15 protein-coding genes are annotated in these 16,723 nt (G+C 36.4%); 4 read left to right on the forward strand and 11 right to left on the reverse strand.

Annotated elements, in window-relative coordinates; genetic code table 11:
- Positions 1-66 precede the first annotated feature (66 nt).
- The 3 genes from K8089_RS07325 to K8089_RS07335 are packed head-to-tail and all read left to right on the forward strand — an operon-like array spanning position 67 to position 4,606.
- Entirely contained in the window at positions 67-3,453 is a 3,387-nt protein-coding gene (locus K8089_RS07325; protein ID WP_237602620.1) for a PAS domain-containing sensor histidine kinase, read from the forward strand.
- Complete coding sequence (locus K8089_RS07330) at positions 3,446-3,847, forward strand: response regulator (RefSeq protein ID WP_237602621.1); 402 nt, start codon at positions 3,446-3,448, stop codon at positions 3,845-3,847. The genes K8089_RS07325 and K8089_RS07330 overlap by 8 nt, the downstream gene beginning before the upstream one ends.
- Positions 3,848-3,895: 48 nt before the next feature.
- A complete protein-coding gene (locus K8089_RS07335) occupies positions 3,896-4,606 on the forward strand; it encodes a membrane or secreted protein (RefSeq protein ID WP_237602622.1) in 711 nt (236 codons plus the stop codon).
- 21 nt (positions 4,607-4,627) lie between these two features.
- Here K8089_RS07335 and corA read toward each other — a convergent pair whose 3' ends face one another.
- The 9 genes from corA to hisG form a co-directional block, all read right to left on the reverse strand.
- Positions 4,628-5,713, reverse strand: coding sequence for a magnesium/cobalt transporter CorA (gene corA, locus K8089_RS07340; RefSeq protein WP_237602623.1), 1,086 nt, complete (start codon positions 5,711-5,713; stop codon positions 4,628-4,630).
- 45 nt (positions 5,714-5,758) lie between these two features.
- Positions 5,759-6,364 carry a bifunctional phosphoribosyl-AMP cyclohydrolase/phosphoribosyl-ATP diphosphatase HisIE gene (hisIE, locus tag K8089_RS07345; RefSeq protein ID WP_237602624.1) on the reverse strand — a complete coding sequence of 202 codons (606 nt, stop codon included), beginning with the start codon at positions 6,362-6,364 and terminating at the stop codon, positions 5,759-5,761.
- Between the two features lie 5 nt (positions 6,365-6,369).
- On the reverse strand, positions 6,370-7,125 hold the full coding sequence (hisF, locus tag K8089_RS07350) for an imidazole glycerol phosphate synthase subunit HisF (protein WP_237602625.1): 756 nt from the start codon (positions 7,123-7,125) through the stop codon (positions 6,370-6,372).
- Entirely contained in the window at positions 7,115-7,873 is a 759-nt protein-coding gene (hisA, locus tag K8089_RS07355) for a 1-(5-phosphoribosyl)-5-[(5-phosphoribosylamino)methylideneamino]imidazole-4-carboxamide isomerase (protein WP_237602626.1), read from the reverse strand. The genes hisF and hisA overlap by 11 nt, the downstream gene beginning before the upstream one ends.
- Entirely contained in the window at positions 7,870-8,481 is a 612-nt protein-coding gene (hisH, locus tag K8089_RS07360) for an imidazole glycerol phosphate synthase subunit HisH (RefSeq protein ID WP_237602627.1), read from the reverse strand. The genes hisA and hisH overlap by 4 nt, the downstream gene beginning before the upstream one ends.
- Before the next feature lie 79 nt (positions 8,482-8,560).
- Complete coding sequence (gene hisB / locus K8089_RS07365; RefSeq protein WP_237602628.1) at positions 8,561-9,697, reverse strand: bifunctional histidinol-phosphatase/imidazoleglycerol-phosphate dehydratase HisB; 1,137 nt, start codon at positions 9,695-9,697, stop codon at positions 8,561-8,563.
- On the reverse strand, positions 9,694-10,692 hold the full coding sequence (gene hisC, locus K8089_RS07370) for a histidinol-phosphate transaminase (RefSeq protein WP_407932378.1): 999 nt from the start codon (positions 10,690-10,692) through the stop codon (positions 9,694-9,696). The genes hisB and hisC overlap by 4 nt, the downstream gene beginning before the upstream one ends.
- A 114-nt stretch (positions 10,693-10,806) precedes the next feature.
- Positions 10,807-12,090 carry a histidinol dehydrogenase gene (gene hisD / locus K8089_RS07375; RefSeq protein ID WP_237602630.1) on the reverse strand — a complete coding sequence of 428 codons (1,284 nt, stop codon included), beginning with the start codon at positions 12,088-12,090 and terminating at the stop codon, positions 10,807-10,809.
- Between the two features lie 52 nt (positions 12,091-12,142).
- Positions 12,143-13,000, reverse strand: a complete 858-nt coding sequence (hisG, locus tag K8089_RS07380) for an ATP phosphoribosyltransferase (protein ID WP_237602631.1) — start codon at positions 12,998-13,000, stop codon at positions 12,143-12,145.
- Between the two features lie 290 nt (positions 13,001-13,290).
- Between hisG and K8089_RS07385 the strand changes: the two genes are divergently transcribed.
- A complete protein-coding gene (locus K8089_RS07385) occupies positions 13,291-15,024 on the forward strand; it encodes a sodium:solute symporter family protein (RefSeq protein ID WP_237602632.1) in 1,734 nt (577 codons plus the stop codon).
- An 86-nt stretch (positions 15,025-15,110) separates the two neighbouring features.
- Here the strand turns inward: K8089_RS07385 and K8089_RS07390 are convergent, their stop codons facing one another.
- Together K8089_RS07390 and K8089_RS07395 are read right to left on the reverse strand one after the other, a co-directional pair.
- A complete protein-coding gene (locus K8089_RS07390) occupies positions 15,111-15,581 on the reverse strand; it encodes a PsbP-related protein (protein ID WP_237602633.1) in 471 nt (156 codons plus the stop codon).
- Positions 15,582-15,898: 317 nt separating this feature from the next.
- Positions 15,899-16,714, reverse strand: coding sequence for a prohibitin family protein (locus tag K8089_RS07395; RefSeq protein ID WP_237602634.1), 816 nt, complete (start codon positions 16,712-16,714; stop codon positions 15,899-15,901).
- Between the last annotated feature and the right edge of the window lie 9 nt (positions 16,715-16,723).

A 16,723-nucleotide genomic window follows, 5' to 3' on the forward strand; every position in this document is an offset into this window, starting at 1 on the left:
CTCCTACGCCATTTATACATTTTATACGGAATCCTTATTTTTTATTAATGCCTAATCGGTAAAAGCTTGGCCGTACACAAACTCACAAAATCTATTAAAAATAGATACCTGCTATTTTTATGTACTATAATTATAATTATAGCAACAGTTCTATTTATTATACAACGCAGTATTAATATTCAATCTGCAAATACACAACTTGTACAAATTGCCGACAATCAAAGTTTTCTACTACAGAATATGCTCGCTACGAAAGTAGTTTCAGATATTAGGCAAAGCTCAGAAGGTATTTCGGCTAATGTTGAAGAGTTAAAACAGCTGACTTCACAATTTGAAAAATCTCAAAAACAATTAGAGTTACAAGCAAATGCATCCTTTATAAATGCAAAAAGTGATTCATTAATTAAAGTCAGTTCACCCATTGCCAACAGAATACTCATTGCGGCAAACGCCATTGTTGAGAGTAATGAACCGCCTCGAATTAAAAATTTGTACACAGAGATTCAGAATTTAGAGCCTCAATATTCTTTGATAATTAATAGAGTGACTAAAAATCATTTGGCTGGAGAAGAAGAAGGTCTTTTAAATTTGAGGCATACTATGTATGTTTTTGCCGTTGTTTCAATTTTAATTTTATTGGGAGAATATTTTTTTATTCTAATTCCTACGTTAAATCAGTTGTTTAAAAAAAACAGACAACTTACCCAAACCAATACAGATTTAGCAATCTCTGAAAGCAAAATAATGGCTAATATGAGAGAGCTTGAAAAGCTTAAATTAGATTTGGAAACACAAGAGGAATACAATAAGATTTTTATTGAACAAGCCCCTACAGCCATTGCTATGCTAGATAGTGATATGAAATATATAGCAGTATCGCAGCAATGGATAAAAGATTATAAAATGCAGGGGCAGCAAGTAATAGGAAGATCGCATTACGATATTTTTCCAGAAATAGGAGACGAATGGAAGGCGAACCATCAAAAATGCTTGCAAGGTGCAATAGACACCTGTGATGAAGCTCCATTTAAACGTGCCGACGGAAGCATCCAATGGATTTATTGGGATGTGCGTCCCTGGTATATTTCTAAAGATAAAATAGGAGGCTTGTTAATGCACACTGGTGATATTACAGCATCTAAAGAACGAGATCTCGAAAAACACCGGATTCAAAAAATTTTAGATAAAACCAATGAAGTTGCGAGAATTGGCACGTGGGAGGTTGATTTTCAAAAGCAAAAGGTATTTTGGAGCAAAGTTGTGTACGACCTGCACAATGTGCCTTACGGAACTCAAATAGATATTGAAACTGCTATTAATTACTACAAAAAAGGCAAAAGCAGAGACACCATAAATAAAGCTATTAATGAGGCGTTAACACAAGGTATTCCCTATGATGTGGAGGTTGAGTTAGTAACTGAAAACGGAACTGAAATTTGGGCGCGTGTAATAGGGCAACCGGAATATCAGGATAATGAATGCATTGGCATCTTGGGTGTTTTTCAAGATATAACAAGCTTTAAAGTAGCTCAGTTAGCTTTAAATAAAGCCCATAATGAACTTAAAGCTGTTTTAAATTCGGGGCCAATATCTATTGTTTCTTCAAATAGAGACGGCTTAATAAATCACTTTAATTACGGAGCCGAAAAAATGTTAGGGTATTCTGCAGATGAAGTAATAGGAATAAAGTCTCCAGAAATATTTCATATACAAGAAGAAATGGAGCAATTTTCCTTGGATATGGCTGCTAAGTTAAATAAAGATCCCGAAGGGTTTGATCCGTACGGAGCGTTATTTGAATTAAACATAAACGACACCCGAGAATGGACTTATAGAAGAAAAGATGGCTCCACATTTCCCGTATTGTTAACCGTTACTGCAATTAAAGATGAAGAAGGCAAAAGCCTTGGGCTATTAGGCATGGCACTCGATATTACAGAGCGCAAAAAAGCAGAAAACGAATTACTAAAGAAAAATTATTTACTGAATTTTGCCGAAGAAATAACGATGATAGGCCACTGGCAATGGGATGTAGTTGCCGATAAGGTGTTGTGGTCTAACAACCTATTTAAAATGTTTGATCTCGATGAAAACACAGTCGATTTAAAATTTGACAGCTATTTTAATTTCGTTCATCCCGATGATAAGGAACTTGTAGCCGAATATTTTCAAAAAGCGAAAACTGATAAAGTATTTTACAAGTTTTCGCACCGTATTATTACAGCCAAAGGTGTACAAAAAACAATTCAACTTTTAGGTGAAGTCTTTACAAACGACAAAGGCGAAGTTGTTGAAATGATTGGGACAGGCCAAGATATTACCGAACAAAAAATGGCCGAAAATAAATTTAGAGGTCTTTTGGAATCTGCACCCGATGCAATGGTAATTGTAGATGAAAAAGGAAATATACAGCTTATCAATAAGCAAGCAGAAAGGCTTTTTGGATACCATATTGATGAATTATTTGACAAACCAGTAGAAGTATTAATTCCAAAGCGATATAAAAGCGCAAATAACCATACAAACCAGCGTAATACATTTTTTGAAAAGCCAAAGGCTCGGTCTATGGGTGCCGGAAAAACCGATGTGTTGTACGGCATAGATAAAGATGGAAACGAAATACCAGTTCAAATAAGTTTGAGTCCGCTGCGCACAGAAGAGGGGCTATTGGTATCGGCTGCAATTCGCGATATTACGCAGCAATTAAAAGCAGAACGTAAAATTATTCGGGCGAAAGAAAATTTAGAGGTTTTAACCCAACATCTGTCTGCACAAAACAAGCAATTAGCAGATTTTGCTCAAATTACGTCTCATAATTTACGAGCTCCAGTGAGCAATTTAAATGCACTTCTCCATCTTTACGAAATATCGGAAAGTGTCACGGAAAAAGAAGAGTTATTTGAAAAATTTGAGACGGTTATCGAGCATTTAACTTCAACTTTAAACACTTTAATTGAAGCTTTAAAAACGCGAACTGTAAGTAAAAAAGATTTAAAAGAAGTCTTTTTTAAAAACACATTAGATAAAACGAGAGAAATACTTTCGGGACAAATAATAAATACCAACGCCAAGATAACAACAGATTTTTCCGAAGTTCCTAAAATTAAATATCACAAAACGTATTTAGAAAGTATTTTGCTTAACTTAGTATCTAATGCTATAAAGTATCGCTCTCCTAACAGGAATCCCGTAATACATATTAAAACGGAAATTGTAGATAATAAAATTAATCTATCGGTAACAGATAATGGGCTTGGAATAGATTTAAAAAAACACGGACACAAGTTGTTCGGCTTAAATAAAACATTCCACAGACACCCCGATGCTAAAGGCGTGGGACTTTATCTAACAAAAATTCAAGTAGAAACTATGGGAGGTACTATATTTGCATCAAGCAAATTGAATGAAGGCACTGTTTTTACAGTAATTTTTAATAGTTCTAATAATGAATAACATCCAAAATATTTGCATAATTGACGATGATAGTATCTATCAATATGCTGTTACTGCTACTATAAAAGCTTATAAGTTAGCAGATCAAGTTTTGGTTTTTTCTGATGGAGAAGAAGCTTTAGATTTTATAAGAGATAATATTGATAGCAGCGAAAACCTACCCGATGTTATTTTACTAGATTTGAATATGCCCGTGATGGATGGTTTTCAGTTTATGGATGAATATAAACTAATTAAACCCAAGGTGGGAAAGAAAATTTCAGTTTACATGGTTTCTTCGTCGGTAGATCCGCAAGACGTAGAGAAAGCAAAACAAATTAGTGAAATTTCAGATTACATCATCAAACCCATAAAACCGAAAGAATTGGCATCCATTTTAAGCGCAATTGTTTAAAATGCCCAAATAATTTATATAGAACAACCAGACATTTAAAAATCACCGATGTATAAAGTTATTACTTATATTATTTTTTGTTTAATTGTATTTCCAGTTAAAGCACAGGATTTGGTTGGAGCTTGGGAAAGTGTAATCACTTCGGAAACGGGAGAACAATTAAAAACGGTGTTAATTGTTTCTGAGAGTCACAATGCATTTACAACATATAATAATAAAACAGGAGCGTTTGTTTCAACCCGTGGCGGTAGCTGGAAACTAGACGGCCAAACTTTAATTGAAAAGGTTGAATTCAATACAGATAATCCGGAAACAGTTGGTTTAGAAAAACGCACACAAGTTTTTATAAACGATTCTGTTTTAAATATTGAAGGAAATGTTTTAAAAATGAATAGAATTGACAACGGCACCCCTGGCAAACTGCAAGGTGCTTGGTTAATGTCTGGCAGAACCAAGGATGGTGTAACACAAGTTCGCGATATTACCCTGCCAAGAAAAACAATGAAAATCCTCTCTGGCACCCGATTTCAATGGATAGCGTACAATACCGAAACAAAACAATTTATGGCTACTGGCGGTGGAACATATACCACCAAAAATGGCGAATACACGGAGACGATTGAATTTTTTTCAAAAGATATTGAAAAAGTGGGACTTCAACTTAACTTCAATTTTAATTTAAAAGATGGAAATTGGCATCACACCGGATTTTCAACAAAAGGAGATCCGATTGATGAGGTATGGAGTAAGCGGAACTAACAACTTATAACGAAGAATTATTTACAACCACTTCTTCCGCTTAAAATACCAAATCATTCCAAAGAATACCACCACCATTACACCCAACAAATAGTAATAGCTGTATTTAAAATGAAGCTCGGGCATGTTGTCAAAATTCATCCCATATATTCCGGCCAAAAAGGTTAACGGAATAAAAATAGACGCCATAATAGTAAGCACTTTCATTACTTCGTTCATTTTATTGCTTATAGTAGTCATGTACATATCCATAAGTCCCCAGATCATTTCGCGGTAAATTTCTACACTTTCATTTACCTGAATAATATGGTCGTATAAATCGCGAATGTATTTATTGGTGCGTTCTTCAATTAACGGGGATTCTATCTTTTCTAAGCGATTAATTACCTCGCGCAATGGCACTACTGCTTTTCTTATTTTAAGTATTTCTTTTTTAAGTTCCTGAATTTCTTCGGTAATATTTGGATCTTCCTTTTCGGTAAAAAGTTTGTCCTCCAGCAATTCAACTTTGTTGCTTAAAAATTCAATTACGGTAAAATAATTATCAACTACGGCATCGAGAATTGCAAACATTAAATAATCTGCACCTACGCCGCGAATTCGTCCTTTTCCGTGTTCCAAACGTTCGCGTAGGTCGCCAAAAACATCGCCTTCCGCCTCTTGAAAAGTTAAAACATAATCTTTCCCCATAACAAGACTTATATGCTCGTTGGTGAGTTTTTCGTCGTCGTAATGAAGCATTTTAAAAATAATAAATAGGTATTCTTCGTATTCGTCAATTTTAGGCCGCTGGTACGTACTAACAATATCTTCCTGAATTAAAGGGTGCAACTCAAAGTGGGTTCCAAGGCTTATAATATCTTCAGTATTGCTTAAACCGTTCACATTGATCCAAGTAATATTGGTGGAGTCTTCATAATTAAATGCTTCCTCAATATTATTGGTTTCAAATCGATGGTAATGTTCTTTTGAATAATCTATTATATCCAGCTCGGTAACCGTAGTGGTTTTTTTTCCAGTATAGGCAACCGTTCCGGGCGAGAGGTTTCTGGCTCTTTTAGGTTGTATTTTAGTGGGTTGTGGTTTTTTTCTTCTTTTGGTGGCCATATAGAAGTTGATTGTTTTTTTAAAGGTAGGGAAAAAGAATAAGGATTATGAAGCAATATGGCGCTGCCTTAAAATTTTCTCTACATCACTTAATGAAAATCCTTTGGCTTGAAGCAATATTAAATAGTGAAAAAGCAGGTCGGCACTTTCACTTAAAAAAAGATCGTCGTCGTTGTCTTTTGCTTCTATAACCACTTCCACAGCTTCCTCGCCTACTTTTTGGGCAATTTTATTGATGCCTTTATTGAACAGGGAAGCCACGTAAGATTCTTGATTTTCGCTATTTTCTTTTCTTTGAACAATAATTTTTTCCAATGCTGAAAGAAAACCAAAGTTTGCAAGATTAACTTCTCCCCAACACGTATCCGTTCCTTTATGACAAACGGAACCAGTGGGATTCACCTTTATTAATAAGGCATCGTTATCACAATCTACTGCAATGGAAACCAAATTCAAGAAATTACCGCTCTCCTCGCCTTTGGTCCAAAGCCTTTGCTTGCTTCGGCTATAAAAAGTAACTTTTTTAGACTGATTGGTTTTTAAAAAAGCTTCTTCATTCATATAACCGAGCATCAGCACTTTGTCGGTTATATTATCTTGGATAATCGCTGGCACGAGCCCGTCGTTGTATTTTTTATAATCGATATTCATTTTATCTATTTTCTAACAGGGATTCCCTGAATTTGTAATTCGTTTTTTAACTCTGAAATTGTAATTTCCTTAAAGTGAAAAACACTCGCAGCCAAAGCCGCATCTGCTTTTCCTATATTAAACGCATCGGTGAAATGATGAATTTTCCCCGCGCCGCCCGAAGCTATAATTGGAATGTTTAATTGGGTTGAAAGTTTTTTAAGTGCTTTATTTGCGAAACCGTTTTTAGTGCCATCGTTATCCATTGAAGTGAAAAGTATTTCGCCTGCGCCGCGTTTTTCTACTTGTTTTGCCCAATCGAATAAATCTAATGCAGTTGGCACCTTCCCTCCTACCAAATGCACTTTCCAATTGCCGTCGATTAATTTTGCATCAATTGCTACAACAATGCACTGCGAACCAAATTTTGAAGCGAGATCATTTATCAATTGCGGATTTTTTACTGCAGAAGAATTTATCGAAACTTTATCGGCGCCATTGTTTAACAAAATTTCAACGTCTTCAACCGAAGATATCCCACCCCCAACTGTAAAGGGAATGTTGATAGTTTCGGCCACTTTTAAAACTAGATCAGCTAATGTTTTTCTGCGTTCTTCAGTTGCTGAAATATCTAGAAAAACCAGTTCGTCCGCACCATTTTCGGAATAGAATTTTGCCAATTCTACCGGATCGCCAGCATCCCGCAGATCAAGGAAATTAATGCCTTTTACGGTTCTGCCGTTTTTAATGTCAAGGCAAGGTATTATTCGTTTAGTTAACATTTAAAATGAAGTTTTCAAGTTGTTTTAAACTAATTCTGTTTTCATAAATGGCTTTGCCAATTATTGTTGCTTCGCAGCCTATTTCTGCAAGTTTTGGAAGCTCTTCGAAAGTTGATATTCCACCAGAAGCTATTAGTTTGATTTCGTTGTCATTAGGTCTTCGACTGCGCCCAGACTGACATTCTGTAATTATTTTTTTGTACAAATCAAAGGATGGGCCTTGTAACATGCCGTCTTTGCTGATGTCTGTGCAGATTACATAGCTAATTCCTTCTTCAACGTATTTTTGAATAAAGGGAACTAATTTTAAATTAGAATCTTCGGTCCATCCGCTAATTGCTACCATTTCATCTTTGGCATCGGCGCCCAGAATTATTTTTTCGCTTCCGAATTTGTCTAACCAAGTTTTAAAAATTTCAGGGTTTTTCACTCCAATACTGCCACCGGTGATTTGGTGCGCACCACATTCAAAAGCAATCCTTAAATCTTCATCTGTTTTCAAACCGCCACCAAAGTCAATTTTTAAGGACGTTTGTGAAGCTATTTCATCCAAAACCTTATGATTTACAATGTGCTCGCTTTTGGCACCGTCCAAATCTACCAAATGCAAATATTGAAATCCGTGTGCCTCAAACTGTTTTGCAACTTCTAGCGGATTCTCGTTATAAATCTTTTTTGTGCTGTAATCGCCTTTTGAGAGACGGACGCATTTGCCGTCTATGATGTCTATTGCGGGTATTATTCTCATCTTTTGATTTGATTTGAGATATTAGATGTTAGATTTAAAAAATTCTTCAAAATTTGTTCGCCAGCGGTACTGCTTTTTTCAGGATGGAATTGCACGCCGTAGAAATTATCTTTTTGTAATGCCGATGAGTACTGCAAACCATACTCGCTACTCGCAATTGTTTCCTTGCACAATGGCGCATAGTAACTATGCACCAAATACATATTTTCGTTTTCTGAAACAGCCTCAAACAAATTAGATTTCAGATTTTGAATTTGGTTCCACCCAATTTGAGGTACTTTCACACTATTTGAAAACTTTACAACACCCACATCAAAAAAACCCAAACCTTTTGTATTGCCTTCTTCCGAAGTATTGCAGAGCAGTTGCATTCCCAAACAGATTCCTAAAACGGGTTGTTTTAGCGTAGGAATAACTTTGTCTAATCCCGAAGCTTTTAGTTTTTGCATTGCGCTGCTTGCCTCACCTACTCCTGGAAAAATCACTTTATCTGCACTACGGATTTTAGTTTCATCATCGGTTAAAATAGCTTCTACACCCAGTCTGTTTAAAGCAAATTTGATACTTTGGATATTCCCCGCTCCATAATTTACAATCACTATTTTCATATTCTAAATTTCATATTTATCACTTTTCATTTCATTTCTCGTAGCTCGTAATTCGTAGCTCTTCATTCGTCGTTCGTGTTTACAACATTCCTTTCGTCGATGGTAAAATCATTTTTTCAGCATCGCGTTTAACTGCCATTTTTATTGCTTTTGCGAAAGCTTTAAAGATTGCTTCAATTTTGTGGTGTTCATTGATTCCTTCTGCTTTAATGTTAAGATTAGCCTTTGCGCCATCAGTGAAGCTTTTAAAGAAATGGTAGAACATTTCCGTTGGCATTTTACCAATCATTTCACGTTTAAAATTGGCATCCCAAACCAACCAGTTTCTACCGCCAAAATCAATTGCCACTTGGGCTAAGCAGTCGTCCATTGGCAAACAAAAACCATAGCGCTCCATTCCCAATTTATCGCCCAGAGCTGTATTGAAAACTTCACCCAAAGCAATTGCCGTATCTTCAATGGTGTGGTGCTCATCTACTTCCAAATCGCCATTTACAGTGATTTCCAAATCCATTTGCCCGTGGCGTGCCAATTGGTCTAGCATGTGGTCAAAAAAGGCAATGCCGGTGCTTATTTTACTTTTTCCGGTGCCATCAAGATTTAGTTTTATCGAAATATCGGTTTCATTTGTTTTTCGATGAATTTCAGAAACACGTTGCTCAAGTTTTAAAAAATGATATATTTCTTGCCAATCGTTGGTTTCCAAAGCGATGTATTGCTGAAGCTTTTCAGTATTCACAGATATTTCAGCCGTTCCCAAATTTGTATTATCGTTGATGAAAATCGCGTTGGCGCCTAGGTTTTTAGCCAGTTCAATGTCTGTGAGCCTATCGCCTATTACAAATGAATTTTGAAGGTCGTATTCTTCTGAAAAGTATTTTTTCAATAAACCAGTCTTGGGTTTACGCGTAGCTGCTTTTTCGTGCGGAAAGGTGCGATCAATTAAAACTTCACTAAAGCAGACTCCTTCATTTTCAAAAGATTTCACAATGAAATTATGCACGGGCCAAAAGGTTTTCTCTGGAAATGATTCCGTTCCCAAACCGTCTTGGTTGGTAATCATTACCAATTCAAAATCTAGCTCTTTGGCAATTTTCCCGAGATAGGTAAACACTTTCGGGTAAAAAATCATTTTATCGAAAGCATCAATTTGCTCATCCACGGTTTCTTTTATAATTGTGCCGTCGCGGTCTATAAACAATACGCGTTTCTTCATTTCAGTTGTTTTAAAATTGTGATTAGTTTTTCGTTTTCGGGAGTTGTTCCAATCGTTATGCGCAGTGTATTTTCGCAAAGCGGCTGCGAACTTCTATTGCGCACAACTATGCCGTTTTTCAATAATTGCAAGTAGCGTTTTTCAGCATTATCAACTTTAATTAAAATGAAATTGGCATTAGTTGGATAAACCTTTTTTATAAATTCTATTTGAAGTAATGCTTTAAGTAATCTCTCCCTATCTGCTTTAATTAAGTTAATTTTACCATAAACAGTTCTAATATCTTGCAATTGCTGAAACGCAATCTGCTGCGTGAGTTTATTGATGTTATACGGAGCTTTAATTTTATTTAATACCGAAATAATTTCTTTTGAAGCATAACAAATTCCCAAACGAATTCCCGCCAATCCGTATGCTTTTGACAAGGTTTGTGTGACAATCAAATTTGGAAAATCTTTCAGTTTTGAAATCCAGCTCTGCGCGTTCGCAAAATCGATATATGCTTCGTCAATTACTATTATACCGTTAAAGGTTTGCAACAGTCTTAAAATCTTTTCCGAAGCAATTAAATTCCCTGTTGGATTGTTTGGAGAGCAAATAAATAGGAGTTTTGAGCGCGCATCTGCAGTTCTTAAAATTTCGTCCAAATCAGGCTGAAAGTCTGAATTGAGCAGCACTTCCCTATTTTCAATATTGCTTAAATTGGCTAATACGTTGTACATTCCGTAGGTTGGCGGTAGCGTAATTATATTGTCTTTCGCAGGTTCGCAGAAGGCTCTAAAAATTAAGTCGAGTACTTCGTCACTTCCGTTTCCCAAAAGAATTTGATCTATTGGAATATTTTTTTGTTTTGAAAGAATGCTTTTTAGCTGCCGCTGTTGTGGATCGGGATACCGATTAACATTAGTTTCAAACGGATTTTCGTTGGCATCGAGGAAAATCATTTCGTTATCAAAATGCTTGAATTCATCGCGCGCAGAGCTGTATGGCTTCATTTTAGCCACGTTTGGGCGGATGAGGGATTGTATATTAAATTTGTTAGTCATATTCATTATTTATGGTTTCGACTGCACTTCGACTGCGCAGTGTGACACGCTCGACCCAAACAATTATTTCAAGCTATTTAATCGTAAGGTTACAGCGTTTTTGTGCGCCTGCAAACCTTCGGCTTCTGCCATTGTTTCTATGGCTTTGCCAATGTTTTGGATTCCCTTTTCCGAAATTTTCTGAAAGGTCATGCTCTTCATAAAACTGTCCAGATTTACGCCGCTGTACTGCTTAGCATAACCATTGGTGGGCAAAGTGTGATTTGTTCCCGAGGCGTAATCGCCTGCGCTTTCGGGCGTGTAGTTTCCAATAAATACCGACCCTGCATTTTGAATGTTTTGTGCGAAAAAATCTTCATCTTTTGAAACGACGATGAAGTGTTCCGGCGCGTATTCATTGATGAGGTTGATGGCTTCCGTATTGTTTTCAACCAAAATGAGTTTCGAATTTGCTATTGCTTTTACGGCTATAGATTTTCTAGGAAGCAGTTCGATTTGCTTTGCAACTTCTTTCGCCACTGCATTTAAAAGCATTTTGGAAGTTGTAACCAAAATCACTTGACTATCTGCGCCGTGTTCTGCTTGCGATAATAAATCGGAAGCAACAAAGGAAGCATTTGCTGTTTCGTCTGCAAAGACCAACAATTCCGAAGGGCCTGCCGGCATATCTATTGCAACGCCGAATTTGGTTGCAATTTGTTTGGCAACGGTTACAAATTGATTACCCGGACCAAATATTTTGTAAACTGAAGGTACGCTTTCCGTCCCAAAAGTCATTGCGGCAATCGCTTGAATCCCTCCGATTTTAAAAATTTTGGTTACCCCGCAAAGCATTGCCGTATATAGAATGGCGGGGTTTATTTTGCCATTTTTATCGGGTGGGGTGCATAAAATAATTTCTTTGCATCCAGCAATATTGGCAGGAATAGCCAACATTAAAACCGTTGAAAACAGTGGCGCCGAACCTCCAGGAATGTACAATCCCACCTTTTGAATAGGCCGTTTTTCTTGCCAACAAAGCACTCCTTCTACTGTTTCAACCGCTATTCTTTCGGTTTTCTGTGCCCTGTGAAATTTTTCGATGTTTGCTTTAGCTAAATCAATAGCTATTTTCAATTCATCAGAAACCTTTATTTCTGCAGCTGCGATTTCTTCTTTCGAAACCAATAACCCGTCAATGGAGACTCCGTCAAATAATTGGGAGTATTTCTGCACTGCGCCATCTCCTTTTTGTTTTACTTCTGAAAATATTTCATTTACCGTTGCTTCTACATCTGCAATGGTTTGGGTGGGACGTTTTAACAGTTCACTCCAAGTTTCAGGTTTTGGATTATATATTTTATTCATCTCAGTTTATTTATTTTTTTGCAACTCGTCAATCGAATTCATATTTCATATTTTAAAGAATCATTTTTTCAATTGGGCATACTAGTATTCCTTCGGCTCCCGCTACTTTCAATTCTTCAATTACTTCCCAAAAGGTGTCTTTATTTACAACTGAATGAATACTGCTCCAACCCTCTTCAGCTAAAGGAAGCAAGGTTGGGCTTTTCATTCCGGGTAAGATTTTAATTATTTCATCTATCTTTTCATTCGGAGCATTTAGTAGTACATAGCGGGAATCGCGACCTTTCAAAACCGATTGGATTCTGAAGCGAATTTTATTCAGAATTTTGTCTGCATATTTTGAAATATTCGGCGAAACTGCGAGCACGGCTTCACTTTTTAAAATAACTTCAACTTCTTTTAAATTGTTTTTAAAAAGTGTGCTGCCGCTACTAACTATATCGCAGATTGCATCGGCAAGTCCTATGTTTGGTGCAATTTCAACACTTCCATTAATAATGTGCAAATCTGCTTCTACTCCGTTTTCTTTTAAATAATTACGTGTAGTTTCCGGATAACTGGTGGCGATTCGTTTTCCGTTGAAATCTTCAATAGAATTGTATTTGAAAGTCTTCGGAACCGCGAGGGAAACCCGGCATTTAGAAAAACCCAATCGCCCAACAATGGCAATTTCTTCGCCTTTTTCAATTAAAAGATTTTCGCCAATGATGGCACAGTCCACCACACCGTCTTTTAAATACTGCGGGATATCGCCATTGCGGAGGTAATATATTTCCAAAGGAAAATTGGAAGCTGAAGCTTTTAATTGGTCGCGACCATTGTCTATATTAATTCCACAATCTTTAAGCAATGTGAGTGATTCGTCGTGAAGTCGTCCTGATTTTTGAATTGCTATTTTTAAATTTTTCATTTTCTAAGTATTGAATTTTTCGTTGCGTTTAGCGCATAAAAAAACCCGTTTGATTGCTCAAACGGGTTTTGAATATTGTTAAGTTTATACAACAGCCATATCACCTCGCGTGAGCGTGGAAGAAAATATGGATATGATGTAAAACTACCTTGTTCATTTTGTGACGCCAAAACTAAACAAAAATTGTGTTTAATAAACTGTGAATATAAAACTTTAACGGTTTATTAATTTTCAAATCAATTTCTTTACTTTCACGCAAGCAATTTTGAACTGCTGAAAAATCAATATTTATGCATTTAGCCACACTCGATTGGGTACTCATCATTTCGTTTTTTATAGTATTTATTGCCATTGGATTAATTGTAGCAAAAAAGTCTGGAAAAGATTCAAAATCTTTTTTCCTTTCTAATAGAAATATGCCGTGGTGGTTGCTCGGAGTAAGTATGGTTGCTACTACGTTTGCGGCAGATACGCCCAATTTTGTTGCGGGAGTTATTCGCGAAGATGGCGTTTTTGGAAACTGGATTTGGTGGAGTTTTCTGCTAACGGGAATGCTAACCGTATTTTTTTATGCAAAACTATGGCGAAGAAGTGGAATTACCACCGATTTGGAATTTTACGAACTGCGTTATAGCGGAAATAGTGCCGCCTTTTTAAGAGGTTTCCGGGCAATTTATTTGGGTGTTTTCTTCAATATTGTAATAATGGCAAATGTTTGTTTGGCTGCCATTAAGATTGGGCATGTAATGTTTGGTTTATCGTCTTACGAAGTTTTGTTAATTGCTTCACCCGTAGTAGTTATTTACTCAGCATTTGGAGGGTTAAAAGGGGTTTTGCTTACAGATTTTGTACAATTTATAATTGCGATGGTAGGCAGTGTTTGGGCTACTATTTATATTGTAAATATGCCTGAAATTGGCGGAATTGAAAAGCTTCTCTCCACCCCTGCTGTTGCTGCTAAAACTGCAATGCTTCCAGATTTTTCGAAACCTGAATTATTGATTCCGTTATTGATTATTCCGTTGGCAGTGCAGTGGTGGAGTGTTTGGTATCCTGGTGCTGAGCCTGGCGGTGGAGGTTATATTGCCCAACGTATGCTTGCAGCCAAAAACGAAAAACACGCGACCTATGCTACTTTGTTCTTTAATTTTGCACATTATGCCATTCGTCCGTGGCCATGGATTATCATTGGATTGGCGTCTATTATAATTTTTCCGAATATTGAAAGTTTACAAGCTGCCTTCCCAGATTTGAACCCTTCATTTGTGAAAAATGATTTATCGTATCCTGCAATGCTAACCTATTTGCCAGCAGGTTTGTTGGGGATTGTAATTACTTCGCTTATTGCAGCTTTTATGAGTACGATTTCTACACATTTAAATTGGGGAAGTTCGTATGTTGTAAACGACTTCTATGTACGTTTTCTTCGGAAAGGTGCTACTGGCAAAGAACAAGTAGCGGTAGGTAGAATTTCTACCATTGTAATGATGATTTTAGCGGCATTGTTAGCATTGGTTTTAGAAGAAGCACGCGATGGTTTTAACCTGTTGCTTTCTATTGGTGCAGGTACCGGTTTGCTTTTTATTCTGCGTTGGTTTTGGAGCAGAATTAACCCATATAGCGAAATTGCTGCCATGGCAATATCGTTTATAATTGCCGGTTTCTTTTTTATTAATGGGAAAATGGAAACCCCAATAATTGAGATGGCTGGACACTGGCAACTTGTGCTAAGTGTTGCTATTACCACTATGGGATGGGTTTTAGTAACGCTTTTAACCAGACCCTCAAAAGAAGAAACCCTGAATAGCTTTAACAGCCTTATTTTTGGAAACGAATCTAAGTTTAAAGGCTTTGGAATGAAAATTCTCGGTTTTTTTGCAGGTGTAGTTGGGGTTTATTGCTCACTTTTTGCAATTGGAAACTTTATTTATAGCAATCTTGTTTTAGCTTTTGCTTTAACGGCCGTAGCTGTGGTTTGCGGGTTGGTAATAATTCGATCTTTTAAAAAAACTGATTTGCAATAAGGTTTTAGAGAAGAAGTGTAAAAACTAATCCTAAAAAATTCACTTTGATTGAGTTTTATTTAAGGCGTACATAATCCTCTAAGCTTTTAATTAAATGCAAAGCTACTAAGTACTTTTTCAACTGTTGGTTGATGGTTTTTGAACTGGCTAAATTCACTAATTGACAAAAACACATATAGCTTTTTATTATATACAATTATATCGCTCCAAAAAATATATTCCATGTTGTTTTCAGTTTTCAGACTACTTATTAATCGTTTAAACTTATAACCGTTTTGGTTTTTTATTTCGTCTTTAAGTATACGTACATCGTTATAATTTTTTTTCAAATATCCCGAAACAAAAGTTTCTCCATAGGTATCTAAAGTGATTTTATCATCTGAATTACCCACTTCCATTCTAATGATGGCGCCATTGCTTTCGGGACTTGATAAAATAAATTCGGAATTTTGAACACCACTGTCATCAACAGACCAGTCCTTAGGAAACTGTATGGAATACCCATTTTGTTTTAAGCTTCGCCAGTTACTTCTTGTGGATTCATTAGACGTTAACATTTCCTCAACCGCTTGAAAGGTTTTGGCTGTATTATTTATTGATTGAGCAGTGCTGTTTTCAGAAGCTTGTTCTTCTAACTCTGTTTTTCCATTGGGAAAGTCTTTGTCATATTCCGTTCTTCCGCCGTAGGCAAATAGTTTGATGAACTAACAAAAAATTATAACAATATTCAAATTATTCAAAGCTTATTCCTTAAAAACCAGTTTTTAAGTCACAAAAAAACCTCCCAAAGAGGAAGGTTTTAAATTTATTGTAAAAGATATATAAAGAGGTTTAGACTGCCTTCAACCTTATATATATGTAGCTAGGAATTTATTTAGTTATCCCCCAAAATTAAGGGCAAGCCGCTTTCGCCAGAGCCAACTACAACAACTTTGGCATTTGGAGATTTTGCTAGCTCTAAAGTTGCATCAATCCCTTTGTCTTGAAGTATTTTATCGGTAAGTGAAGCACTCAAGATTTTGTTTGCATCTGCTTTTCCTTGTGCCTCTATTCGCACCTTTTGAGCTTCTTTATCGGCGGTTACCAATCTAAATTCGTACTCCAATGATTCTTGTTCCTGTCTTAGTTTTCTTTCAATTGCATCTTTAATTGTAGGTGGCAGTGTTACATCCCGCACCAAAATTTCATTTAACTGCACATATTGCTTGTCGAGTATTTTTTTGGTTTCTTCAAATATTTCCTCTTGAATAGCATCACGTTTGGTAGAGTATAATTGCTCTGGTGTATAGCGCCCCACAACGCTTCTGGCCGCACTTCTAATTGCAGGCTGAATAACACGTTGTAAATAATCTTCTCCTTTTTCTTGATGTAGTTTTGCCACATCGCTATAAATTGGTTGATACCAAGCTGAAGCATCCAATTTTATTTCGAGACCATTACTGGAAAGAACTTGCATCTTTTCGCTAAGCTCTTGTTGGCGCACTTCGTAAACAAAAACTCTGTTCCAAGGAGCGATTATGTGAAAACCTTCGTCCAGTGGCGGTTGATCTGTAACAACTCCATTATTAAATGTTCTGTACAGCACACCTGCGTGTCCAGAATCAATAGTTACTGAAGATTTTGCCACTAAAATAATGAGCAAAATAATTCCAGCGATTACGGGTATTGTAAGTTTAGGTAATTTTTCCATTGTATATTT

This window comes from Aequorivita vitellina, from assembly GCF_022008365.1.
Taxonomy (GTDB): domain Bacteria; phylum Bacteroidota; class Bacteroidia; order Flavobacteriales; family Flavobacteriaceae; genus Aequorivita; species Aequorivita vitellina.